Source organism: Blautia sp. AM28-27, assembly GCF_003480905.1.
Classification (GTDB): Bacteria; Bacillota; Clostridia; order Lachnospirales; family Lachnospiraceae; genus Fusicatenibacter; species Fusicatenibacter saccharivorans.
This window is the reverse complement of the sequence record NZ_QUJK01000012.1, coordinates 1-22,855: the sequence shown is the minus strand read 5'-3', so window position 1 is coordinate 22,855 and position 22,855 is coordinate 1. Positions and strand designations below refer to the sequence as shown.

Genomic DNA, 22,855 nt, shown 5'->3' with positions numbered 1-22,855 from the left:
CCTTTTTAAATGGAAAATTATGGAATATACTTATTCGGCACAGCCAAAAACTCTTCTACATATTGTTCCAATGCCGCAAGCAGTTCTTCAAGCGGAAAGACCTTCAAATCTTGCGCAGCCTCCGGCGGGACGGAGAGGAAGCGGTGCAGGAGATCGAGTACCTGCTGGACATCCTCGTACTGAATTTCTGCGATTCCAGGGTTCGTGACGTTAGGATCGAGATCGAGTGGGATGCAATAGCGGTTGACAAGATAGGTATTCATTTTGGTATAGTCCCCGTAATAATACTCCTCCGTGAGATATCTGGAAAAAGGAATGGATGTCCGCGATTTTTTGATATAAACCGTTGCAATCTCATCTCTCATATCTGTAATTTCCCCATCCGCATTATAAAATTCCACAATCTGCGGAATGAAATCCTTAAAAAATTTCCGGTCAATATAAAGATGAAAATAATATCCCAGTGCGCTCGAATCTGGCAGAAGTGAACGGTATTTCGCTGTAAACCGTGTAAGATCCGGGAATACCATCATTTTTTCGCGGTAAAGCGGATCGCGGAAATGGGAGGATTCTTTCTGCTGCGTCGCATCCGGCAGAAGATTTCCGATTAGAAAATCATTTACCGATGAAATCGGATATGGAAAATCCGGGTGGGACGGGAGGTGCTTTAACAGCATTTGGGCTGCGGTAAGATGTAAAATAAAACCTGGCATGGGAATGAAGGTGTCCTTTCGTATTTGCTTCTAATCTAAACAAAATGGCAGCGTTTGTCAAATTCTATTTGAGTGGCGTAAATTCTAAAAAAAACATAAACACCGGCAGATTTCTTGACATAGAAATTTGCCGGTGTTATTATTTAACACGCGTAAATAAATAACACTGTTAAGCATTTGCGGCAAAAGGAGGGGGAAAACATGAAAGATGCATTTGAAAAACTGTTTCGTGCGGTGCACCAGTTTAAAAAACTGAACGTATCAGACCTGATTCCGGGACTCAGCAGTTCCGAATTTTCCGTTATGGGTGCGATTTTGCAAATGGGAGAAAACGGAAAAATTACAAGCTCAGAGCTGGCGGCGAAGACCAAAACACTTCCGCCGGCTGTGTCGCGCACACTGCGCGGATTGGAGGAAAAAGGATATGTAGAGCGGAGCGTTGACAAAAAAGACCGCAGGAATACATATATCAGTCTGACAGAGAAGGGCTGGAAAAAGGGGGAAGAGGTACGGGACAGAATGCAGGACTTTGGCTGCTCTGTGATGTCACAGTTAAAGGAAGAGGATATAGATCAGCTGGTTGCTTATCTGGATCGTATCTATGAGATCGCAGAAAAAGAAATTGACACCCGAAAACGACAGAATTAGTGTGCCGGCAAGCTGGTACACAAAAAAGACAGAAAGGGGAAAAAATGAGTAAGATTTTCAAGAACATGATCCCGTACTGGAAATCGATTCTCGTGATTCTTGTGCTTCTGTTTGTCCAGGCGTGGTGCGACCTGTCGCTCCCGTCGTACACATCTGATATCATCGATGTGGGCATTCAGAACAGCGGTGTTGAGCACGTTACACCGAAACGAATCACAGAGGAAGAATTTCAGACGGCCGAGTTTATCATGACGGATGATGAGGTGGATTTATGGGAAAGCCTCTATACGAAAAAGGACGGCTATTATGAACGGAACAAAGCTTCTGAAAAAGAACTTGATGAAGCAGACGATACACTGACCGTTGCACTGCTGATGAATTACCAGATGGGTGCGATGGAGGAGGATACCTTTAAACAACTCATGGCACAGCAGACCGGTCAGGATGCGTCGGTGTTTGAAAACATGACGATTGAGCAGATCGGCGAGATGATGCATGTGGAGCTGAAGAGTTTCCAGCAGGAAAAAGAGGATGACGATGGAAACAAAGTCAAAGTCACCTGTGTGGATGTCCGTCCAATCTTTGCAGCGATGCTCGAGAGCGGACAGATGGATAAAGACACCGTGCTCTCGATGCGCGACAGCATGGAAAAAACGCTTGATACGATGGGAAGCTCCCTGGTAAAATCGATGGGCATTGCGTATGCAGTTTCCGCAGACAAAGCGGCGGGCCTCGATGTAGACCAGATTCAGAAAACGTACCTTCTGACCGCAGGCCTCAAGATGGTCGGCATGGCACTCCTGATGGGTGTGGTAACTGTTCTCGTCGGACTGTTTGCCTCCCGCGTCGGCGCCGGAATCGGCCGCGATCTGCGCGAAAAAGTATTCAAACGGGTTGTCGGATTCTCCAATGCGGAGATGGATCAGTTCTCCACCGCATCGCTGATTACCCGAAGCACGAACGATATCCAGCAGATCCAGATGGTCTCCGTCATGGTGCTGCGAATGATTGCCTACGCTCCGATCCTTGGCATCGGCGGTGTGCTGAAAGTCATGAAAACGGGAGCCGGTATGGAATGGATCATTGTTCTTGCGATCATCGTCATTCTCGGCTACGTGATGCTGCTTGTCTCCCTTGCGATGCCGAAATTCAAGCTGATGCAGAAACTGGTCGACAACATCAACCTCGTATCGCGTGAAATCCTGACCGGACTCTCTGTCATCCGTGCGTTCGGAAGAGAGGACAAAGAGGAAGAGCGCTTCGACGGTGCGAATAAGGAACTGACCAAAACAACCCTGTTCACCAACCGCGTCATGACCTTTATGATGCCTGGTATGATGATGATTATGAACGTGCTGACCGTCGGAATCGTATGGGTCGGTGCACATAAAATCGATGCCGGCACGATGCAGGTCGGTGCAATGACTGCATTTATTACCTACGCCATGATGATCGTCATGTCTTTCCTGATGCTGACAATGATGTCAATCATGCTGCCGCGTGCCGCTGTTGCCGCCGGCCGTATCGATGAAGTCATTCAGACAGAATCCTCCATTCAGGATGTCAAAAATCCGGAGCAGCTGGAGGTTCACAACGGAGTTGTCCGCTTCGATCACGTCAACTTCCGTTATCCGGGCGCCGAGGAGGATGTGCTGCATGACATCGACTTCGTTGCCGAGCCTGGCAAGACGACGGCGATCATCGGAAGCACCGGCTGCGGTAAATCGACGCTGGTCAACCTGATCCCACGTCTCTATGATGTGACGGGCGGAAAGATTACGCTCGACGGAAAAGATATTCGAAACATTACGATGAAGGATCTGCGCGATGAGATCGGTTTCGTGCCGCAGAAAGGTGTGCTGTTCTCGGGAACGATCGCATCCAACCTGCGCTTCGGAAAAGACGATGCGACGGATGCGGAGATCGAAAAGGCAGCCGCAATTGCGCAGGCAACCGAGTTTATCGAGGCAAAAGATGACAAATACGAAACCGCGATTGCACAGGGCGGAACGAACGTATCCGGCGGACAGAAACAGCGTCTGGCGATTGCGCGTGCGATTGCAAAAGACCCGAAAATCTTTATTTTCGACGACAGTTTTTCTGCACTTGACCTGAAAACGGATGCGGCGCTTCGAAAAGCACTGGCGGAGAATGTCAAAGACAGCACCGTGATCATCGTGGCACAGCGGATCAGCACGATTCTCCATGCGGAGCAGATTCTGGTGCTCGATGACGGAAAAGTAGTCGGAAAAGGTACGCATGAGGAACTGCTGAGAAGCTGCGAGGTTTACCAGGAGATTGCGAAATCCCAGCTGTCAGAGAAAGAGCTTGGACTGAAGGAAAGTGAGGTGGCTGACCATGAGTAATGAAATGAACCAGCAGCCGCGCAAAAGAGGACCGATGGGACGGATGGGCCGCGGCATGCAGCCGGGCGAGAAGCCGAAAGATCTGAAAAAATCGATCAAACAGCTCGCCCAGTACATCGGAAAATATAAAATTGCGATTTTTATCGTTATGATCTGTGCCGCATGCTCAACGGTGTTCAACGTTGCCGGACCAAAGATTCTCGGAAAAGCTACGACCGCACTGTCCGAGGGACTGATGGAGAAAATCAGAGGGACAGGCAGCATTGACTTTACAAAAATCGGAAAAATTCTGCTGTTTACCCTTGGCCTGTATCTGATGAGCGCCCTGTTCAGCTTCATCCAGGGCTGGATTATGACCGGCGCTACCCAGAAGGTATGCTATCGTCTCCGGAAGGAAATCTCGGAGAAAATCAACCGCATGCCGATGAAATATTTTGAGAGCCGCACCTATGGCGAAGTGCTCTCACGTATTACCAACGATGTCGACACACTGGGTCAGGGACTGAACCAGAGCATTACCACAATCATCACATCCGTGGCAACGCTGGTCGGCGTTCTGATCATGATGCTGAGTATCTCTCCGCTGATGACGCTGATCGCACTTGTGATCCTGCCAATTTCTATGGGGCTGATCGGACTGGTGACGAAGAAATCCCAGAAATTCTTCCGTGACCAGCAGGAATATCTGGGTCACATCAATGGACAGGTTGAGGAGGTTTACGGCGGCCATCTCGTCATCAAGGCATTCAACCGCGAGAAGGATACGATCGAAGAGTTTGAAAAAACCAACAATATTCTTTACGATTCCGCATGGAAATCCCAGTTTTTATCCGGTATGATGCAGCCGATTATGATGTTTGTCGGAAATTTAGGCTACGCCTGCGTGGCATTGACCGGCGGACTTCTGGCGATCAAAAACGTGATCACGATCGGTGATATCCAGGCATTTATCCAGTATGTGAAAAACTTTACCCAGCCGATCCAGCAGATTGCGCAGGTTATCAACATGGTACAGTCGATGTCGGCGGCATCCGAGCGTGTCTTTGAATTCCTGAACGAAGAGGAAGAGGATCAGACCACGGAAAATCCGGCGGACATTGAGACGGTAACAGGAGCAGTAACCTTTGACCATGTACAGTTCGGATACAATCCGGATCAGATCATCATCCATGATTTCTGTGCGAAGGTAAAACCGGGTCAGAAAATTGCCATTGTCGGCCCGACTGGAGCAGGAAAAACGACAATGGTTAAGCTGCTGATGCGTTATTATGATGTAAACAGCGGAGCCATTCTTCTGGATGACCACAATATCAGGGATTTCAACCGCAGAGAGCTTCGCGATGCCTTTGGTATGGTGCTGCAGGATACGTGGCTGTTCAAGGGCAGTATCATGGAAAATATCCGCTACGGCCGGCTCGATGCCACGGATGAGGAGGTTATTGCAGCGGCGAAGGCTGCGCGGGCACACCATTTCATTCAGACCCTGCCGGGCGGCTACCAGATGGAGCTGAATGAGGATGCAAGCAATGTATCCCAGGGACAGAAACAGCTTCTGACGATCGCAAGAGCAATTCTTGCAGACAATAAGATCCTGATTCTCGATGAGGCGACCTCATCCGTTGATACCAGAACAGAGATCGAGATCCAGAAAGCAATGGATAACCTGATGAAGGGTAGAACAAGCTTTGTCATTGCCCATCGGCTGTCCACGATTCGTGATGCGGATCTGATTCTTGTCATGAAGGACGGAGATATCATCGAGCAGGGCAACCATGAAGAACTGCTTGCGAAGAATGGGTTCTATGCAAACCTTTACAATTCGCAGTTTGAGGATATAGTTGCGTAACAGCCTTTGCGGGCGATATAAATTTATTGTAACAACACCTGAGTTGGCAAAACGGTTCAGGTGTTGTTTTTTTTCGAGGGAAAATCTCGTTACATTTTCCCGTCAGGCAAAAAAGCTCTCAGAGCAGAATGATCTGATGTTTGTCCCAGATCATTCATGTTATCCCAGGTTACTTGAGAGAAAAGAAAAAATTTGGTATGCTATTGAGAAGTAGAATCTTCGATAAGAAGCACGGGGGAAAATAATGAATTTAATTTTATGTGATGATGATAAAGTGTTTTTAAATAAACTGGAAATCAGAATTCGAGGTTTATGTCAGAAACATAAGATTGCAGTGAAAATGGAGTGCTACGTATCTGCGAAGGAGATGCTGGAAGGAATCAAAAATCTTGATGAGATTTCTGTTTTTTTTATTGATATCGATATGCCGGAAGTGAATGGATTTGAGGTTGCATCGTATCTGAAAAAGTGGAACAGAGAATGTTGTATTGTGTTTGTATCGAATAAGGATGATCTGGTGTTTCAGTCATTGGTGTATCATCCATTCTTTTTTATCCGCAAGGCACATCTGGATGAGGAACTGGAGCCGCAGTTGCTGGAACTGCAGAAAAAGGCAGGAAAGAAAGTTCCCCAAATAGAACTGCAGACAGGGCGTCAGAGTGTAAAACTTGCATTGCGTGATATCTGGTTTGTGGAGAGCGAGAAGAACTATCTGCTTTTCTATCGGGAAAAAGATACGAGGGATGAGGCGATTCGTGTAAGAATGAAAATGTCAGAAGCGGAGAAAAAACTAGAAGCGCATAAATTTGTAAGGACACATAAAGGATATTTGGTTAACATGAACTATGTATATCGGTTGCGCGAAAAAGAACTTCTGCTATTGAACGGGAAAAGCATTCCTGTCAGCAGAAATTATCTGAATCAGGTTCGAATGAAAATTATGGGAGTGGTGATGGAATGAGTGCAACATTTTGGAAGGTTTTTGAACTTGCAATTTCTGTTTGGGAAAACATACTTTTGTTGGAATTCTGCATGGATTTTATGCAGCAGAAACCCAAAGGGAAAAAAGGTAAAATTTTGTGGGGAATTGCAGTGCTATTTGGGCTAATCTTTCCTGCGTTGGAAAAGTATCCTGCGTTATATGACAGGTGGGAAATGTGGATCACATTGATTTGGCTTTTTGTCTATTTGATGGTGGGTACACAGGGAAGTGTTCTGAGAAAGGTTACTGCAGCGGTAGTTGCGAGAGCAGTATTGATGATGGTAAACACAGCGATCCTTTTCGGCGGCAGTTTTATCCTTCAAGAAAGTGTTGCATCGTTTATTCAAGATCAGGATACAGTAAGAATTGCGATCATGCTATTATCAAAAATTTCTTATTTTTTTGTTGGTAAATTACTAAATAGTCTTTTGTTTGAACGAGAGAATCTGATAAGCTGGCAATGGATTGTCATGGGATGCAACCTTGTTTTCTCAATTATTGCGGGAAATACTATTATTTTGGTAGTAAGAGATCTGCCAAGTGTGCAGATGCAGGAACAGAAATGGATTTTGCTGTGCGTATGCTGTATCTGGCTGATGTGCCTGATTATGTACTTTATAGTACAGCAAATGAGCAAGGATAATCAAACAAAGCTAGAATATGAACTGATGAAAGAAAAAGAGAAATATTCAAAGGAAAGTATGGAAATTATTAAGAGAAGTAATGAAGAATTACGAGAATTTAAACATGATTTGAAAAATTATCTTTTACCTCTGCAAGAGGCAATGGAGACCATGCCGCAGTCGGAAATGGTAAAGGTATGGGAAAAAATTAATCAGAAAATTGAAGATGTGCAGACACTAATTCAGACAGGAAACAGTTATGTGGATTCTATGATTAATACAAAAATTACTCTTGCGAGAAGTGAAAAAGTAGATGTGAAGTGTACGATTCTGAGCAAAATGGAAGGAATTGATGATTTGGAATTTTGCTCTGTGTTTGGAAATCTCATGGATAATGCGATTGAAGCAGAGCGGAAAGTTACAGAGAAGAAAGAAATTATAATTTTTGTAGAGGAAAAAATGGGATATCTTCGGTTGGAGATTCAAAACAAAATAGAAAAATCTGTTTTAAATGAAAATTCAAGTTTGAATACGACGAAGAAAGATACAAGCAGCCACGGGATTGGGCACAAAAGTGTAAAACGGACGATGCAAAAGGTAGGTGGCGCGTTAAAGTATTATGAGACAGGAGATTTGTTTTGCGCAGAGGCAGTATTTCCGATAAAATAAGATAAAACGTAATAAAAAAGACTTTATTTGTATGAAGGAAGCAAAAAGAATGCGGATTTCAAAGAACAAAGTTTTATTTTTTGCTATCTGTACTGATTATCCCAGATAGAGCATGATATCCCAGATCCGTTGACGATGGAGAAAAATTTCGCTATGCTTCGAGTAACAGAAGAGAAAGAACGAAATTTTGAAAAGAGGGGATATATGGGAAAGAAAGTATTGGGAATTATGGTAATATTACTGTTCTTTACAGGTTGTCAGAATATGGGAAATGAGTCAGAAAATTTGCAGCAGGTAGAAAAACAGGAAAATGGAGAAGAACGGAATAGTTCTATCAGCAATGATGAAACGGAAACAAATGTGACACCTGAAAATGATCAGGAATTAAGCAATGGTGAGCACATCCGTTTTCAGCTTGGCAGTCAGGCCAAAATTGATGCGATTGTTGACATGCCGGACAAAAAATGGAATGAGTTTGAAAAATGTGTGATAGAAGTGGATGGATTTCAAGGAGAAAGTGTGTTCAATAAAATACTTGGGAAAATTCCGGAAAGTGGATTGGAAACAAGAAAAGGAGACACAGGAGAGCCGGACGTTTGTTATTCGTATGAGGGAATACTTGGCGAACAATTAAAAAATCAAAATGGAACGGTGTCTGTCAGCAATATATTAGGAGTGGAAACGGAAGAAGGAAAAAAAGTTTATTATAATTTGCCTGTTGAATATATTACATCAGCCTATGGTGAAGGGATTTTGGTCAGAGACAATGAGCAGGAAATTTCATTGGAAGACGAAGAAAAGCTGATAGAGGAAGGAAAAGAGTTTGTTAGATGGATTGGAGACTGGGAAAAAGTTGAATTGACCAGTAAATACAGTTTTTCGTATGAACAGATGGAAAAACAGCAGGAATTAATGGAACAGGCAATCGAGAATGGAGAATTGCTAAAGCCTCAGAAGATTCAGAAATATGAGTGGTCAAAAGCAGATGATTGTTTCCTGTTGTTTTTTCAGGGTTATCTGAATGGGGTTCCTGTATTATGCAATGAAATTAACCGGCAGGATGATCTTTATATTCCGTCATCTAAAATACAGGCTGTTATAACGGAGGGCGGAATTCAATATCTTCAAGCAGTTAATCACTATGCTATTCGGGAAAAGGAACCGGTATCTCTTGCGGAAAAAGATATTATTTTGGAAACGCTGAGAAATAAGTATGATTTGGCAATTGCAGAGCCGATTACGCTGAATCAGATGAAACTGATTTATTACCCGATGACAACGGGAAGAAATGAAACAGGGCATTGGATGTGTGATATGATTCCTGCGTGGCAGTTTCGATTTATAGAAGATGAGATCGAACAGTATGTTTACATCAATGCACTGGATGGACGGGAAATTGCAGGGTGAGTTTGTCTGAGATTTACGAGTTACTCAAAGAATAAATTGTTTTGCGGAAGATGTGACTCCGGGCTAAGCGGGTCACATCTTTTTAAAAGACGAAGAGGATAAGAGATTGTTGCGGAAGGACAAGAAGGTGATCTTTCATGAATTTTTTTCGAATGATAAAAATGGATTTTAAAAGAATGTTTTTATCAGGAAAATTTTATTTTGCCATCGCAGATGCGATGCTGGTTACCGTGTTAAACATCAGTCAGGAAGCAATGCAGAGCCGGTGGAATGCATCGGTATATTACCTGGTTGTCAGCAGTCATGGTGTGGGGGCATTTTTTGAAGTGTTTTCTGTGCTGGCTGTGCTGCCGTTTGCGCTGAGCTATTGGGAAGACAGCAGAAATGGCTATCTTAGATGCATTGAGACACGCATAGGGAGAACAGCATATTGCTGGTCGCATCTGGTGGTTGCCTTTTTCGGTTCTGTGATCAGTATTTTTCTGGGAATGGCAGTTGTTTATGGCGTTTTGGCATTAAAAATACCGTGGATAAAAAAAGAAGAGCTTGAAACATTAACAGGCAGTTTAAGCTATGGAAATGGACTCGTTCTGCCGTTTTACCTTGCCGCAAGATTTGGAGTTGAGGCTGTCAAGTATGCATTTATGGCAGTTTTTGCGCTTATGATATCGGGAAAAATAAAAAATCTGTTTGTGCTGGTCAGCACACCGGCTCTTTTTTATTATGCAAGCCAGCTTGTAGCAGAAGCGCTGCAGCTGCCGGGCCAGATGAGATGGTACCAGCTCCATGGGGGAAGTATCCGGAATTTTAAGGATTTTTTTGTGATAGCTGGTTATTTCCTTATTCTGACAGGAATGGAAGGTGTAATTTTCGTGCGAGTGGTAAAGAGGAGGGCGCAGAATGGATAGAATACGGATGAGCCTTCGGGTATGTCAGATACGTTTGCGGAAAACATTCACAACACCACGGTTTTATGTTGCGCTGTTGTGGATTGCGATCCTTTTTCATGTAATGACGGTGGGTATTCGAGGCTTCTGCGAGCAGACCGGAGTTGATGTGACTTTTTGGATGCTGCCGTTTATGACCAGATATAATGGAGACCAGATTATCATTGTTCTTGGGGCTCTGCTGCTTTTCTGTGATGCTCCGTTTCTGGAACCGAACAGCGGGTGGCAGATTTTGCGGGCCGGGCGGAAAAGCTGGTTTTGGGGAAACATGCTGTACATTGTGGTTGTTTCCTTTTTTTACACCATATGCTTAAGTATGATTCCGGTACTGCTTGTGTTTCCGAATGTAGGGTGGGAAACCGGATGGGGGAAGGTGATCAGTACGCTGGCTCAGACGAATGCGGCATATACCTTTGACCAGGAACCGTTGGATTATCTGATCCTTTCGAGATTTTCGCCGCAGGAGGCAATGGGACTCACAATGCTTGCGATCTGGTGCCTGTCGGTTATGACAGGCGTTGTGAGTTATGCCGGAAATTTTCTGGTACACAGGGGATTTGGAATCGTCATCAACTGCGGCATCGCACTCACTGCGCTTCTGCTCAGCAAATTTTCCAGCATCACAATCGGCTATTACTGCGCGCCGCCGCTTTGGATGAATATTGCGAGCTACAAGTGGCAGGGATATGGAAACGGGCCGTCGATGGCATATGTTTACAGTGTCTTTGCGATTGTCATCGGCGCATGCACGATCCTTTCGTATCTCGGGATCCGGAAAAAGGATCTGAACTTTGTGGAGGAAATCTGAAAGAATGGAAGAAAAGATAAGAATAGAAAACGTGACAAAAAAGTTTGGCAGCTACGCGGCGTTGGACGGGATCAGCCTGAGCTTCGAAAAAGGAAAAATTCACGGAATGATCGGAAGAAACGGAAGTGGGAAGACGGTACTGTTCAAATGCATCTGCGGATTTCTCCGGGTGGACGATGGCGCGGTTTTTGTGGATGGAAAACAGATTGGGAAAGAGATCGAAGCGCCGGAGAGTATTGGCGCCATCATCGAGACACCGGGCTTTCTTCCGGGCTACAGTGCCAGACAGAATCTGCAGTTTCTCGCCGGCATCCGCAGGAAGATCGGAAAAAAGGAGATCGATGCGGCCATCCGAAAAGTCGGACTGGATCCGGAAGCGAAAAAGCATGTCGGCAAGTATTCGCTCGGCATGCGCCAGCGTCTCGGTATTGCACAGGCGATTATGGAGGAACCTTCCCTTCTGATTCTGGATGAACCGATGAACGGTCTCGACAACCAGGGCGTGCAGGAGATGCGGCAGCTGTTTTTGAAACTGAAAGACGAAGGAAAAACCATTCTTCTTGCCAGCCACAACCGGGAAGACATTGCAGCACTGTGCGATACGACGGTGGAGATTGACAGAGGAAAGATTGTAGGCTGACGGAAAAAAGTTGCTCGTTTTTGGTGAATCTCATTGTCTTCCGGTGAAGCAGAGAATATAATAAAAACACAGAGAAGATCGAATCTTACGCTATTTGGTGTAGGATGGAGACAGGGAAAACAAAAAAAGATTACGAAAACGAGGACATGAACAATGGCAGACAGACACACAACAGAAAAATTGCTGGAGGGCGAACGCCTTTCCGGAAAGGTGACACTCTTTGCAAAAGTAACGATTTTACCGGGTGATGAGCTTCCGTATCATGAGCATCATGGGGAGACAGAAGCGTATCACATCCTGTCCGGTGCGGGTATGTATCAGGATAACGACAAAACCTACCCGGTGCAGGCGGGCATGACGACGTTCTGCGAGGACGGCAGCGGCCATGCGGTTTCCTGCGCAGGGGAAGAACCGCTCGTGTTTCTGGCGATGATTCAGAAAAAAGTAGAATAAGCAGGTACGGATATGAGCAGAAAGAAAAAGCCCAGAATGGAATACCGCTATTACGAAGTGCCGGAAAAATGCCCGGTGCTGGTGCTGCAGGGAGAAAAATGGTTGCAGAATTATGGGTACCAGATTGATTATCTGCATTTTCATAACCTGATGGAGATCGGTTTCTGCTATTACGGTGAGGGAACGATTGTTTTGGAAGATGAGGAACTGCCGTATCATGGCGGTATGTTTACGGTGGTGCCGAAAAACTTTCCGCATACAACAAACTCAAAAGAAAACAGTGTATGTTCCTGGGCATGGGTGTTTGTGGATGTGGAAGGATTTATTACAGAGCTGTATAAGGGCAATATGCGCATGGCACAAAAGCTGATTGCGCGTATTAACCAGAAGGCCCATTTTGTGAAAAATGAGGAAAGGCCGGAGGTCGCGGAGATGATCAAACTGATCATTAAATGCATGGGTGAAAAACGGGAATTTTATCTCGAGGAAGTGAAAGGACTGACCAGAGCGCTTCTGATGCAGATTGCCAGATGGAATGAAAGGGACGAGGAGCAGGAAAAGAATTCTATTGTAGATGATGCCAGTATCGCTCTGATTCTGCCTGCGCTGGATTATATTGGAGAAAATTATAAAGAGATTCTTCGAATTGAGGAGCTGGCAGAGGTATGTCATATCAGCGAAACACATCTGCGCCGTATTTTTCAGGAATCCATGCGGATGACGCCGGTTGAGTACATTAACTGGGTCCGGATCCGGGCGGCATGTAAGGAACTGCGGAAAACAAATATTTCTGTAAATGAGATTGCAATGCGAAGCGGATTCACAACAATTTCTACATTTAACCGTAATTTCCGCCGGATTCTTGGTGTATCTCCACAGCAGTGGCGAAGTGCACCGGAACATTATGAACGAAAATTGTTGAATTTTGATATAAAAACACAGGAAGGATGGTGATGTCCGTCAAAATGCATATAAATGGTTGAAAATGCATAGTATAGAGTTAAAAATGCGCACAAACGACGGGAAAATATGTTATACTTTGTACATGTTGAGGGAATAAAAACATAAAAAATGTACAAAACAACCAAAAAATTTCTGCGCTGTAAAAAGTGCGGAGGTTCCGGTTGTAAAATAACATCTTAAGGAGGATGTGCAATATGAAAAGAAAAATTGTATCAATCGTAATGGCATCAGCAATGGTATTTGGACTGGCTGCATGTGGTTCCAGCGGAGGAACTACAACAAGTTCCAGCAACGGCGGAAACGATGCATCAGCAGCAAGTGAAACCACTGCAAAATCAGAGAGCAGCGACGTAGTAGAGGGCAGCTCTGATGATGACAACACCTTAACCGTATGGACCTGGGACCCGAACTTCAACGTTTACGCGATCAAGAAAGCAGCTGAAATTTATGCACAGGATCACGAAGGATTCAAAGTAGAAGTCAGCGAAGTACAGTCCGACGACATTGAAACCCGTCTGACCACAGCAGTTTCCGCAGGAGACTTAAGCACTCTGCCGGATATCTTCCTGATGCAGGATAACTCCTTCCAGAAATATGCAACCAACTATCCGGACATCTTCACCGATCTGACCGATTCCGGAATTGATTTCAGCGAATTCTCATCCGCAAAAGTTGCTTACTCTACTCTGGATGGGAAGAACTACGGAATTCCGTTCGACAATGGTGCCGTTATCGAGTGCCTGCGTACTGATATGCTGGAGCAGGCAGGCTTCACCGTAGATGATTTCACAGATATCACCTGGAATGACTTTATGGAGAAAGCAAAAGTTGTCAAAGAGAAAACAGGCCAGCCGATCCTGACATCTCAGGCCGGATCTCCGGACCTTGTTATGGAAATGCTGCAGTCCTGCGGTGAGTCCCTTTTCAACGAAGATGGATCTGTCAACATCGTAGACAACAAAGCACTGAAACCAATCCTTGAGATTTACAGCCAGATGGTAAAAGATGGCACTCTTGTAGAGGTTACTGACTGGGATCAGTACATCGCATCCATCAACAACGGAACTACAGCAGGCGTTATCAACGGATGCTGGATCATGGCTTCCATCACAGCAAATGAAGATCAGTCCGGCAAATGGGCAATCACCAATATGCCGAAACTGGACGGCGTTGACGGAGCAACCAACTACTCCAACAACGGTGGTTCTTCCTGGGCAATTTCTTCCAACTGCAAAAAACAGGATCTTGCCATTGACTTTATGAAATCTACCTTCGCAGGCAGCACAGCTCTTTACGATGATATCATCGCAAAAGGCGCTCTGGCAACCTGGGCACCGGCAGGAGATTCCGAAGCATATGCACAGCCAGTTGCATTCTTCAGCGATGACCCGGTTTACGCAAAGATCGTTGATTTCGCAACCAAGACTCCATCCAACATCACTGGAGCATTCTACTACGATGCACGTGATGCTGTCGGAACCGCACTTTCCAATATCATCCAGACAGGAGCAGATATGGACAGCGAACTTCAGACCGCACAGGAAACTGTAGAGTTCAACATGGGTGGCTGATATCCTGCAATACATAAAAAAGTAGGACGATAAGAAACGGGTCTGCTTCCTGGACAGACAGAAGCAGGCCCGTTCTGTATCTATGCGGTGTGTGTTTGAAAAATGATTTCTGCAGGAGAACATGAAATGTTGTCTGCAAAAAGATTTTTTCAAACACACGCCAGGTAAAAAAAGAAAGGAAGATTCCATGAGCAGTCAGAAGAAAAAAGGAATGAACTTGGAAAGAAAACAGAATCTTACCGGCTGGGCTTTCCTGATGCCGGCAACGATCCTGATCGCATGGATGAGCTTTTATCCGATGATTCAGGCATTCATCCTGTCTTTACAGACAGGTATGGGCATCAACCTAAAATTCAACGGATTTGCAAACTATGCCCGTATTTTAAAAGACCCGACCTTTAAACAGACCTTAAGCAACACCTTCTTTTATCTGATTATTCAGGTGCCGATCATGCTGATCCTCGGCCTGATGTTTGCTTCCATGCTGAACAACAAAGATCTGCGTTTTAAGGGACTGTTCCGTACCTGCATTTTCCTGCCGTGCGCAACATCTCTCGTATCTTACGCGATGATCTTCCGTTCCCTGTTTGCAAATGACGGTTTTATCAACACCGTTCTCCGCGGCCTCGGCATGAACCCGATCATGTGGTTCTCCAATGCGTGGACAGCCCGTGCGGTTATCATCATCGCCCTGATCTGGAGATGGACCGGATACAACATGGTCTTCTATCTCTCCGGTATGCAGAACATTGAATATTCGATCTACGAAGCAGCCAAAATCGACGGCGCAAGCCCGCTGCAGACTTTCTTCAAGATCACCGTTCCACTGTTAAAACCGATGATTCTGCTGACCACAATTACTTCTACCAACGGTACTCTGCAGCTGTTCGATGAGTCCCTGAACCTGACAAACGGAGGTCCTGGAAAATCAACCATGACCATGTCTCATTATATTTACAATATGTCCTTTGTACAGAGCCCGAACTTTGGCTATGCGGCAGCAATGTCCATCCTGATCCTGATCATGGTAGCCATTCTGGCACTGCTTCAGATGAAAGTAGGTGACGAGCGATAATGGGAAAAGCAAAGAAATTTTTCATGTATCTGATTTTAACGGTAGCGTCGATCCTTTCTGTTTTTCCGCTGTACTATATGTTCTGCGCGTCTACAAACAGAAGTATTGATGTCATTGCCGGAAAACTGATTCCGGGTACGTATCTGATTGACAACTTTAAAGCGCTGATTGCGCAGCAGAACCTGCGCCTTGCACTGTGCAACTCCTTCCGGAATGCGACGGTGCTGACCATTCTCTGTCTTCTGGTCTGCTCGATCGCCGGTTATGGATTTGAGATCTATCATGATAAAGCAAAAGATGCGGTATTTACCGTACTTCTGACTGCGATGATGATTCCGTTCGCAGCCATCATGATCCCAATGTTCCGTATGTTTTCCCAGCTAAAGATGGTCAACACGATGGCAGCTTTCATGCTTCCTTCGATTTCAACACCGTTCATGATCATGATGTTCCGCCAGGCTTCCCGTTCCTTCCCGCACGATATCATCGAAGCGGCAAGACTCGATGGCTTAAGCGAGACAGGAATTTTCTTTCGTATGTATATGCCGACCATGAAATCGACGTATGCGGCAGCAACAATCATCACCTTTATGAACGCATGGAACAACTACCTGTGGCCGAAGGTTATCTTACAGAACAATGAATCCATCACCATGCCGATGCTGGTAGCGAACCTGCTCGGCGGCTACACTGTAGATTATGGTGTGCTGATGCTCGGCGTATTTATCTGTACGATCCCGACAGCAATTATTTTCTTCTGCTTCCAGAAGAGCTTCACAGAAGGTATCACAGGTGCCGTAAAATAAGAAAAAGAATCGAACAGAAAAGGTGGATATTTGGATGAATATCCACCTTTTTTTCAAAAGATCAAAAAGAACAAAATTCCAGAAGGAGGAAAATAAAAATGGGTGTATTTCAGTATGAAAAAGTGAAGGACCCGACGTACTATGGAGAAAACCGGGTGGCGGCGCATTCCGATCACAGATATTATGGATCGGTGGAAGAAATGGAGCAGCATGTGGAAAACTTCCGTCACAGTCTGAACGGACTGTGGAAATTCCATTACGCAAAGAACTACGAGAGCACGATTCCGGGATTCGAGACACCGGAGTATGACTGCACAAAATGGGACGATATCCGCGTGCCGGCACATATCCAGATGGAGGGATATGACGCACCGCAGTATGCCAATGTGCAGTACCCATGGGAAGGAAGAGAAGAGATCCAGCCGGGCGAGATTCCGGAGCGGTTCAATCCGACGGCTTCCTATGTGAAATATTTTGAAGTGCCGGAGCAGATGAAAGGAAAACGGCTTTTTGTTTCCTTCCAGGGAGCAGAGAGCGGTATTGCCGTATGGCTGAACGGAACGTTCCTTGGCTACAGCGAGGATACGTTTACTCCGTCCGAGTTTGAACTGACCCCGTATCTGAAAGAGGGCGAAAATAAACTGGCTGCGCAGGTTTTCAAATGGACGAGCGGAAGCTGGTGCGAGGATCAGGATTTCTTCCGTTTCTCCGGTATTTACCGTGATGTGTATCTGTACACGATTCCGGAGGTTCACGTTTCGGATCTGAAAGTACAGACGCTGCTGGATGATACGTTTACGAAGGCAGATCTGGTCATTGATACGAAAATGATCGGAACAGGAAAGGTAAAAATTACCCTGTTAAAAGACGGAACGGCACTGCAGAGCACCGAAGGTGTGCTGGATGGGGAAACACAGTTTGTTCTGAAAGTCGATCACCCGGAACTGTGGTCCGCAGAGACACCGGTGCTGTATGATCTTCTGCTGGAAGTCACCGCAGAGGATGGAACGGTGCAGGAACTGATTCCGCAGAGAGTCGGATTCCGCCGCTTTGAGATGAAAGACCACATCATGATGCTGAATGGAAAGCGGGTTGTCTTTAAAGGCGTCAACCGCCACGAGTTCAGCTCCGTATCCGGCCGTGTCGTTTCGAGAGAAGAGCTGATCAAAGACCTGACGACGATGAAACAGAACAACATCAATGCAATCCGTACCTGCCATTACCCGGATGCGGTCGGCATTTATGATCTGTGCGATGAATACGGTCTTTACATGATCGCGGAGTGCAACATGGAGTCCCATGGAACGAGAGATACGGATGCGGTACGAAGCGGAGATTTCTCCGGTGTTGTACCATGCGACCGCCCGGAGTGGATGGACTGTATGCTCGACCGTGTCAATTCGATGTATCAGAGAGACAAAAACCATCCGGCGATTCTGATCTGGTCCTGCGGAAATGAATCGTTTGGCGGAAAAGTTATTTTTGAAATGTCCCAGTTATACCGGAAAATGGACCCGACCCGTCTCGTTCATTATGAAGGAGTTAATGACGACCGCAGATACAACGACACCAGCGATATGGAAAGCCGGATGTACACCACCGTCAATGAAATCCGTGAATTCTTGTCGAAAGACAGAAGAAAACCGTATGTCTGCTGTGAGTATGCACATGCGATGGGAAATTCCTGCGGCGCCATGAAGAAATATATGGATCTTGCCGAGGAAGAACCGCTGTTCCAGGGCGGCTTTATCTGGGATTATATCGACCAGTCAATCTACAAAAAAGACCGCTACGGAAAAGAGTTCCAGGCGTACGGCGGAGACTTTGATGATCATCCATGCGATTACAATTTCAGCGGAAATGGTATTGTATACGGCGGCGAGCGCGATGCTTCCCCGAAGATGCAGGAAGTAAAATTCTGCTATCAGAACATTGCTGTGGATGTACAGAAAGACAAAGCAGTTGTAAAAAATAAGAACCTGTTTGTGAATACCGATGCGTTTGACTGCGTGGTAATTCTCGAAAAAGAAGGAAAGAAACTGAAAGAAGTGCCGATGGAAATTTCCGTGGAGCCGCTTTCCGAAAAAACAGTGGAGCTTCCGATTGCCGTACAGACCCTTCCGGGCGAGTATGCGGTGACCGTTTCCTTCCGCCTGAAAGAAGATACCATATGGGGCAAGCGCGGCCATGAAGTTGCATTCGGACAGGGTGTTTATGAAGTGGAAGCACCGGCGAAAGCAGAAAAACCGGCGAAATTTGAAGTGATCCGTTCCAACCATGATTTTGGTGTGCGCGGCGAAAATTTTGATGTGATGTTCTCCGATCTGAACGGCGGACTCGTATCGTACCGTTACGGCGGCGTTGAGATGATCAAAATGATTCCGAAACCGAACTTCTGGCGTGCGCCGATCGACAATGACTGCGGAAGCCTGATGCCGATGCGTTACAGCCAGTGGAAGATTGCTTCAATGTATCTGTCCCACAAATATCCGAACGGCAGCCATTATCCGGGACTGTATGCGCCGGAAATCGAAGTACACGAGGACTGCGCAGAAGTCAGCTACCGCTATGTAATGCCGACCACACCGGCGAGCGAGTGCCGTCTGACCTACCGTGTCTTCGGCGATGGAAGCATTCAGACGACGCTGACGTATGATCCGGTGAAAGAGCTCGGCGATATGCCGGAATTCGGCATGATGTTCAAACTGGATGCCGATTATGACAACGTTACCTGGTACGGCATGGGACCGGAGGAGACGTATGTGGACCGCTGTGCCGGAGCAAAGCTCGGTGTTTATAAGAATAAAGTCGAAGATAATATGGCGAAATATCTCGTTCCGCAGGAGTGCGGCAACAAGGTTGGTGTACGCTGGGCAACCGTGACGAACCGCAAGGGCCGCGGTATGATGTTCAGCGGCGACAAGATGGAATTTTCCGCACTGCCGTACACACCGCACGAGCTGGAAAATGCGATGCATCCGTATGAACTGCCGCAGGTACATTACACCGTTGTGCGCGTGGCAAAACAGCAGATGGGTGTTGGCGGAGACGACAGCTGGGGTGCACAGACCCATCCGGAGTACCTGATTCCGATTGATAAAAAACTGGAGTTTACCTTTACGTTTAAGGGAATCTGATGCGTTCAGCCCATTCTGTCCGTGGACAGGATGGGCTGTCTGCGAAAGAAAAGGAGACAAAAGCAGATGGGGAAAGAAGTAAATTTTGGAAAGCTCCTGCACGGGGGCGATTATAACCCGGAACAGTGGCTGGATTACCCGGAGATTCTGGAACAGGATCTGGCGTATTTCAAGAAAGCCAGAATCAACGAGGTTTCGCTTGGCATGTTTTCCTGGGCATTTTTAGAGCCGGAGGAAGGAGTTTTCCGTCTGGAATGGTTAAAAGAGGTGATTGACCGCCTGTACGAAAACGAAATTGTGGTTATGCTTTCCACGCCGACGGCGGCAAGACCGCGCTGGATGGCGGAAAAATACCCGGAGGTGCTCCGTGTCAATGCAGCGGGAGAACGGAATCTGTACGGGGAGCGCCATAATCACTGCTATACCTCACCGGTTTACCGGGAAAAAACGAGAATCATCAATACGAAGCTGGCGGAAATGTTCAAAGATCACCCTGGCGTGATTGCATGGCATATTTCGAATGAATACGGCGGAGAGTGCCACTGCCCGCTGTGCCAGGAGGCATTCCGCGGCTGGGTGAAGAAAAAATACGGCACACTGGAACGGCTGAACCGTGCCTGGAATACCGGGTTCTGGAGTCATACTTACCAGAGTTTTGACCAGGTGGAGAGCCCGTCTCCGAAAGGAGATTCTTCGCTGCACGGACTGAATCTGGACTGGAAACGGTTTGTGACGGATCAGACCGCGGATTTTGTAAAATGGGAAATCAAAGCGCTGCGGGACGCTGGGGCAGAACAGCCGTCTACCATCAATATGATGTATAACTTTACCGGACTGAACTACTACAAGTTTGCCGATGTGATTGACTTTGTATCCTGGGACAATTATCCGACCTGGCATAAAGAGGCGGAGACGGTAACAGCGATGGATACAGGTATGCAGCATGACATTATGCGGAGCATTCAGAAAAAGCCGTTTTATCTGATGGAGAGCTGTCCTTCCGCAACGAACTGGCAGTCCGTCAGCAAGCTGAAAAAACCGGGCATGCTGCAGGCCGCGTCACTGCAGGCAGTTGCGCATGGGTCGGATAGTGTGCTGTATTTCCAGATGAGGCAGAGCCGCGGTGCATCCGAAAAATTCCATGGGGCCGTGATTGACCATTATGGCGGATCGGATACCAGGGTATTCCGTGAAGTGACGGAAGTCGGCGTAGCTCTGGAGCAACTGCAGGAAGTGAACGGTTCGCAGAACCCGGCGGAAGCAGCCGTGATTTATGATGTGGAAAACCGCTGGGCAGTGGAAGATGCGGCGGGTCCGCGGAATGCAGGTGTTTTTTATAAAGAAACCGTGGAAAAACCATATCAGGCATTCCGGAAACTGGGCATCAATGTGGATCTGATTGACGAGACGAGGAGTCTCGACGGATACCGTGTTGTGGCGGCACCGATGGTTTATCTGCTGCGGGAAGGATGGACGGAAAAGGTTCGGACGTTTGTGGAGAACGGCGGAATCTTCCTGCTGACCTACTGGTCCGGCATTGTGGATGAGACGGATCTCTGTTACTTAGGCGGAACACCGCATGACCTGATGGATGTGATGGGATTCCGGAGTATGGAGATTGACGGCTTATACGATGGCGAATGGAACGAAGGAATTCCGGAGCCGGAAAATCCGCTGCATCTGGAACGGGCATACCGCTGCAGTCATCTCTGCGAGCTGGTACAGCCATCGACGGCGGAAGTGCTGATGACATACGGAAAAGATTTCTATGACGGCATGCCGGCGATGACCCGGAATGTGTATGGAAAGGGAAAAGCGTATGCCGTTTGTGCGGACTTTGAACAGGGACTGTACGATGAAGTCTGCTTGAAACTGGCAGAAGAGGCCGGTGTGGAGCGGATCGTGGAAGAAGTTCCGGAAGGTGTGGAAGTGACAGTGCGCGAGCAGAAGGACGGAACACGGTACGTGTTTGTCCAGAACTTTAACCGGGAGGCCGTTGAAGTCAAACTGCCGATCGAGCGCTATCCGGTATGGCAGGGAACGTATGACGGAACGATCGGAAGCTGGAAGACGATTGTGCTGAAAGGAAGATAGAAGAGAAGAAAAGTCTGTTGAGAAAAACCGGAATGGGCTGTTTCTCAACAGACTTTTTTCGTTCATGCATTTGCGGCAGCGTCTTCTTCCTGCGCCAGCTTTTTCTTATACGCTTCGCCCCAGTCCCACATCGCATCCATGATCGGGCGGAGGCTGAAGCCGAGTTCCGTCAGGGAATATTCGACACGCGGCGGTACCTCGGCGTAAACTTTACGGTTGACCAGACCGCTCTGTTCCATCTGGCGGAGCTGGGAAGTTAAAACTTTTTGAGAGACGTGACCGATGGACTTTTTCAGCTCGCCGAACCGCATGGTGCCGTGGAGCAGCAGATCGCGCAAGATCAGAATTTTCCATTTATCACTGATCAGAGTCAGCGTAGTTTCCACCGGGCAGGGCGGAAGATCAGCAAGAGAAACGGGTGTTTTTTCTGCGGATGACATAAGAGAAAACCTCCTTTTTGAAGAAAATAATGATTTGAAAGATGGCGGAAACGTCTGATTTTACACAATAGTATCTTTTGGGTAACTACACCACAATATTGTGCTTACTTTACGAAAGAACTCTATGGACTTATTATAAAGCCATCGAAAGAAAAAAACAATTCAAAAAAACAAAATGGAGGAAAGTAAAATGAGCAAAGCAGTAGAATTTTTAAATGAGAATCCGGTACAGTATCTGGCAACGGTAGGTCGTGACGGAAAGGCAAAATGCCGCCCGTTCATGTTTGCAGGAGAGGTTGACGGAAAACTGTGGTTCTGCACCAACAACACAAAAGATGTTTACAAAGATATGCAGGAGAATCCGGAAATCGAAATCTCTGTTTCCAGCCCGTCCTACGCATGGATCCGTCTGCACGGAACCGCAGTGTTTGAAAATAACATGACTGTAAAAGAAGTGTGCATGCAGAACCCGATCGTAAAAGGCCAGTACCAGACCGCTGACAACCCGATTTTCGAGGTATTCTATCTGGACAATGCACACGGTGTAATCGCAGACTTTTCCGGAAACCCACCGTACGAGTTTTAATCTGTCACTATGAATTTGAAAACTGCGTGTCGCATTCTCGTTACTTTAGCCTGCAAATAAAAAGTCAATACTAAAATTGAA

At 46.4% G+C, this 22,855-nt stretch carries 19 protein-coding genes; 17 read left to right on the top strand and 2 right to left on the bottom strand.

Going from position 1 to position 22,855, the window contains the following annotated elements; genetic code table 11:
- Positions 1-17: 17 nt before the first annotated feature.
- The gene (locus DW743_RS13490) at positions 18-713 is read right to left on the bottom strand and encodes a hypothetical protein (protein WP_117761866.1); all 696 of its coding nucleotides are present in this window, start codon (positions 711-713) and stop codon (positions 18-20) included.
- Positions 714-914: 201 nt separating this feature from the next.
- Here DW743_RS13490 and DW743_RS13485 point away from each other — a divergent pair, with 201 nt between their 5' ends.
- From DW743_RS13485 to DW743_RS13410, 16 genes are all read left to right on the top strand, one after another.
- Positions 915-1,361, top strand: a complete 447-nt coding sequence (locus DW743_RS13485; RefSeq protein WP_022461451.1) for a MarR family winged helix-turn-helix transcriptional regulator — start codon at positions 915-917, stop codon at positions 1,359-1,361.
- A 44-nt stretch (positions 1,362-1,405) separates the two neighbouring features.
- A complete protein-coding gene (locus DW743_RS13480) occupies positions 1,406-3,727 on the top strand; it encodes an ABC transporter ATP-binding protein (RefSeq protein WP_117761865.1) in 2,322 nt (773 codons plus the stop codon).
- Positions 3,720-5,573: an ABC transporter ATP-binding protein gene (locus tag DW743_RS13475; RefSeq protein WP_117761864.1), complete on the top strand. Its 1,854-nt coding sequence runs from the start codon at positions 3,720-3,722 to the stop codon at positions 5,571-5,573. Before DW743_RS13480 ends, DW743_RS13475 begins: the two co-directional genes overlap by 8 nt.
- Positions 5,574-5,817: 244 nt before the next feature.
- A complete protein-coding gene (locus tag DW743_RS13470) occupies positions 5,818-6,534 on the top strand; it encodes a LytR/AlgR family response regulator transcription factor (RefSeq protein ID WP_022461302.1) in 717 nt (238 codons plus the stop codon).
- Positions 6,531-7,847 carry a GHKL domain-containing protein gene (locus DW743_RS13465; RefSeq protein WP_022461301.1) on the top strand — a complete coding sequence of 439 codons (1,317 nt, stop codon included), beginning with the start codon at positions 6,531-6,533 and terminating at the stop codon, positions 7,845-7,847. Before DW743_RS13470 ends, DW743_RS13465 begins: the two co-directional genes overlap by 4 nt.
- Before the next feature lie 204 nt (positions 7,848-8,051).
- The gene (locus DW743_RS13460) at positions 8,052-9,254 is read left to right on the top strand and encodes a hypothetical protein (RefSeq protein ID WP_022461300.1); all 1,203 of its coding nucleotides are present in this window, start codon (positions 8,052-8,054) and stop codon (positions 9,252-9,254) included.
- 137 nt (positions 9,255-9,391) lie between these two features.
- Positions 9,392-10,162, top strand: a complete 771-nt coding sequence (locus tag DW743_RS13455; RefSeq protein WP_117761863.1) for a hypothetical protein — start codon at positions 9,392-9,394, stop codon at positions 10,160-10,162.
- Complete coding sequence (locus DW743_RS13450; protein WP_055226291.1) at positions 10,155-11,009, top strand: hypothetical protein; 855 nt, start codon at positions 10,155-10,157, stop codon at positions 11,007-11,009. Before DW743_RS13455 ends, DW743_RS13450 begins: the two co-directional genes overlap by 8 nt.
- Positions 11,010-11,013: 4 nt before the next feature.
- Positions 11,014-11,649, top strand: coding sequence for an ABC transporter ATP-binding protein (locus DW743_RS13445; RefSeq protein WP_022461297.1), 636 nt, complete (start codon positions 11,014-11,016; stop codon positions 11,647-11,649).
- A 153-nt stretch (positions 11,650-11,802) separates the two neighbouring features.
- Positions 11,803-12,102, top strand: coding sequence for a cupin domain-containing protein (locus DW743_RS13440; RefSeq protein WP_022461296.1), 300 nt, complete (start codon positions 11,803-11,805; stop codon positions 12,100-12,102).
- Positions 12,103-12,114: 12 nt separating this feature from the next.
- Complete coding sequence (locus DW743_RS13435; RefSeq protein ID WP_022461295.1) at positions 12,115-13,056, top strand: AraC family transcriptional regulator; 942 nt, start codon at positions 12,115-12,117, stop codon at positions 13,054-13,056.
- A gap of 203 nt (positions 13,057-13,259) precedes the next feature.
- Complete coding sequence (locus tag DW743_RS13430; RefSeq protein ID WP_022461294.1) at positions 13,260-14,636, top strand: ABC transporter substrate-binding protein; 1,377 nt, start codon at positions 13,260-13,262, stop codon at positions 14,634-14,636.
- Positions 14,637-14,823: 187 nt separating this feature from the next.
- Positions 14,824-15,711, top strand: a complete 888-nt coding sequence (locus DW743_RS13425) for a carbohydrate ABC transporter permease (RefSeq protein WP_022461293.1) — start codon at positions 14,824-14,826, stop codon at positions 15,709-15,711.
- Entirely contained in the window at positions 15,711-16,517 is an 807-nt protein-coding gene (locus DW743_RS13420) for a carbohydrate ABC transporter permease (RefSeq protein WP_022461292.1), read from the top strand. The genes DW743_RS13425 and DW743_RS13420 overlap by 1 nt, the downstream gene beginning before the upstream one ends.
- Positions 16,518-16,615: 98 nt before the next feature.
- Positions 16,616-19,654 carry a glycoside hydrolase family 2 TIM barrel-domain containing protein gene (locus DW743_RS13415; RefSeq protein ID WP_117761862.1) on the top strand — a complete coding sequence of 1,013 codons (3,039 nt, stop codon included), beginning with the start codon at positions 16,616-16,618 and terminating at the stop codon, positions 19,652-19,654.
- A 66-nt stretch (positions 19,655-19,720) separates the two neighbouring features.
- A complete protein-coding gene (locus DW743_RS13410; protein ID WP_117761861.1) occupies positions 19,721-21,748 on the top strand; it encodes a beta-galactosidase in 2,028 nt (675 codons plus the stop codon).
- A 62-nt stretch (positions 21,749-21,810) separates the two neighbouring features.
- Here DW743_RS13410 and DW743_RS13405 read toward each other — a convergent pair whose 3' ends face one another.
- A complete protein-coding gene (locus DW743_RS13405; protein WP_117761860.1) occupies positions 21,811-22,188 on the bottom strand; it encodes a winged helix-turn-helix transcriptional regulator in 378 nt (125 codons plus the stop codon).
- 190 nt (positions 22,189-22,378) lie between these two features.
- Here DW743_RS13405 and DW743_RS13400 point away from each other — a divergent pair, with 190 nt between their 5' ends.
- The gene (locus tag DW743_RS13400) at positions 22,379-22,774 is read left to right on the top strand and encodes a pyridoxamine 5'-phosphate oxidase family protein (protein ID WP_117761859.1); all 396 of its coding nucleotides are present in this window, start codon (positions 22,379-22,381) and stop codon (positions 22,772-22,774) included.
- The last annotated feature ends 81 nt before the right edge of the window (positions 22,775-22,855 follow it).

Bases quoted from the DNA above. Each gene is read 5' to 3' on its own strand.
- DW743_RS13490 (WP_117761866.1), bottom strand. From the start codon at position 713: ATGCCAGGTTTTATTTTACATCTTACCGCAGCCCAAATGCTGTTAAAG.
- DW743_RS13485 (WP_022461451.1), top strand. From the start codon at position 915: ATGAAAGATGCATTTGAAAAACTGTTTCGTGCGGTGCACCAGTTTAAA.
- DW743_RS13480 (WP_117761865.1), top strand. From the start codon at position 1,406: ATGAGTAAGATTTTCAAGAACATGATCCCGTACTGGAAATCGATTCTC.
- DW743_RS13475 (WP_117761864.1), top strand. From the start codon at position 3,720: ATGAGTAATGAAATGAACCAGCAGCCGCGCAAAAGAGGACCGATGGGA.
- DW743_RS13470 (WP_022461302.1), top strand. From the start codon at position 5,818: ATGAATTTAATTTTATGTGATGATGATAAAGTGTTTTTAAATAAACTG.
- DW743_RS13465 (WP_022461301.1), top strand. From the start codon at position 6,531: ATGAGTGCAACATTTTGGAAGGTTTTTGAACTTGCAATTTCTGTTTGG.
- DW743_RS13460 (WP_022461300.1), top strand. From the start codon at position 8,052: ATGGGAAAGAAAGTATTGGGAATTATGGTAATATTACTGTTCTTTACA.
- DW743_RS13455 (WP_117761863.1), top strand. From the start codon at position 9,392: ATGAATTTTTTTCGAATGATAAAAATGGATTTTAAAAGAATGTTTTTA.
- DW743_RS13450 (WP_055226291.1), top strand. From the start codon at position 10,155: ATGGATAGAATACGGATGAGCCTTCGGGTATGTCAGATACGTTTGCGG.
- DW743_RS13445 (WP_022461297.1), top strand. From the start codon at position 11,014: ATGGAAGAAAAGATAAGAATAGAAAACGTGACAAAAAAGTTTGGCAGC.
- DW743_RS13440 (WP_022461296.1), top strand. From the start codon at position 11,803: ATGGCAGACAGACACACAACAGAAAAATTGCTGGAGGGCGAACGCCTT.
- DW743_RS13435 (WP_022461295.1), top strand. From the start codon at position 12,115: ATGAGCAGAAAGAAAAAGCCCAGAATGGAATACCGCTATTACGAAGTG.
- DW743_RS13430 (WP_022461294.1), top strand. From the start codon at position 13,260: ATGAAAAGAAAAATTGTATCAATCGTAATGGCATCAGCAATGGTATTT.
- DW743_RS13425 (WP_022461293.1), top strand. From the start codon at position 14,824: ATGAGCAGTCAGAAGAAAAAAGGAATGAACTTGGAAAGAAAACAGAAT.
- DW743_RS13420 (WP_022461292.1), top strand. From the start codon at position 15,711: ATGGGAAAAGCAAAGAAATTTTTCATGTATCTGATTTTAACGGTAGCG.
- DW743_RS13415 (WP_117761862.1), top strand. From the start codon at position 16,616: ATGGGTGTATTTCAGTATGAAAAAGTGAAGGACCCGACGTACTATGGA.
- DW743_RS13410 (WP_117761861.1), top strand. From the start codon at position 19,721: ATGGGGAAAGAAGTAAATTTTGGAAAGCTCCTGCACGGGGGCGATTAT.
- DW743_RS13405 (WP_117761860.1), bottom strand. From the start codon at position 22,188: ATGTCATCCGCAGAAAAAACACCCGTTTCTCTTGCTGATCTTCCGCCC.
- DW743_RS13400 (WP_117761859.1), top strand. From the start codon at position 22,379: ATGAGCAAAGCAGTAGAATTTTTAAATGAGAATCCGGTACAGTATCTG.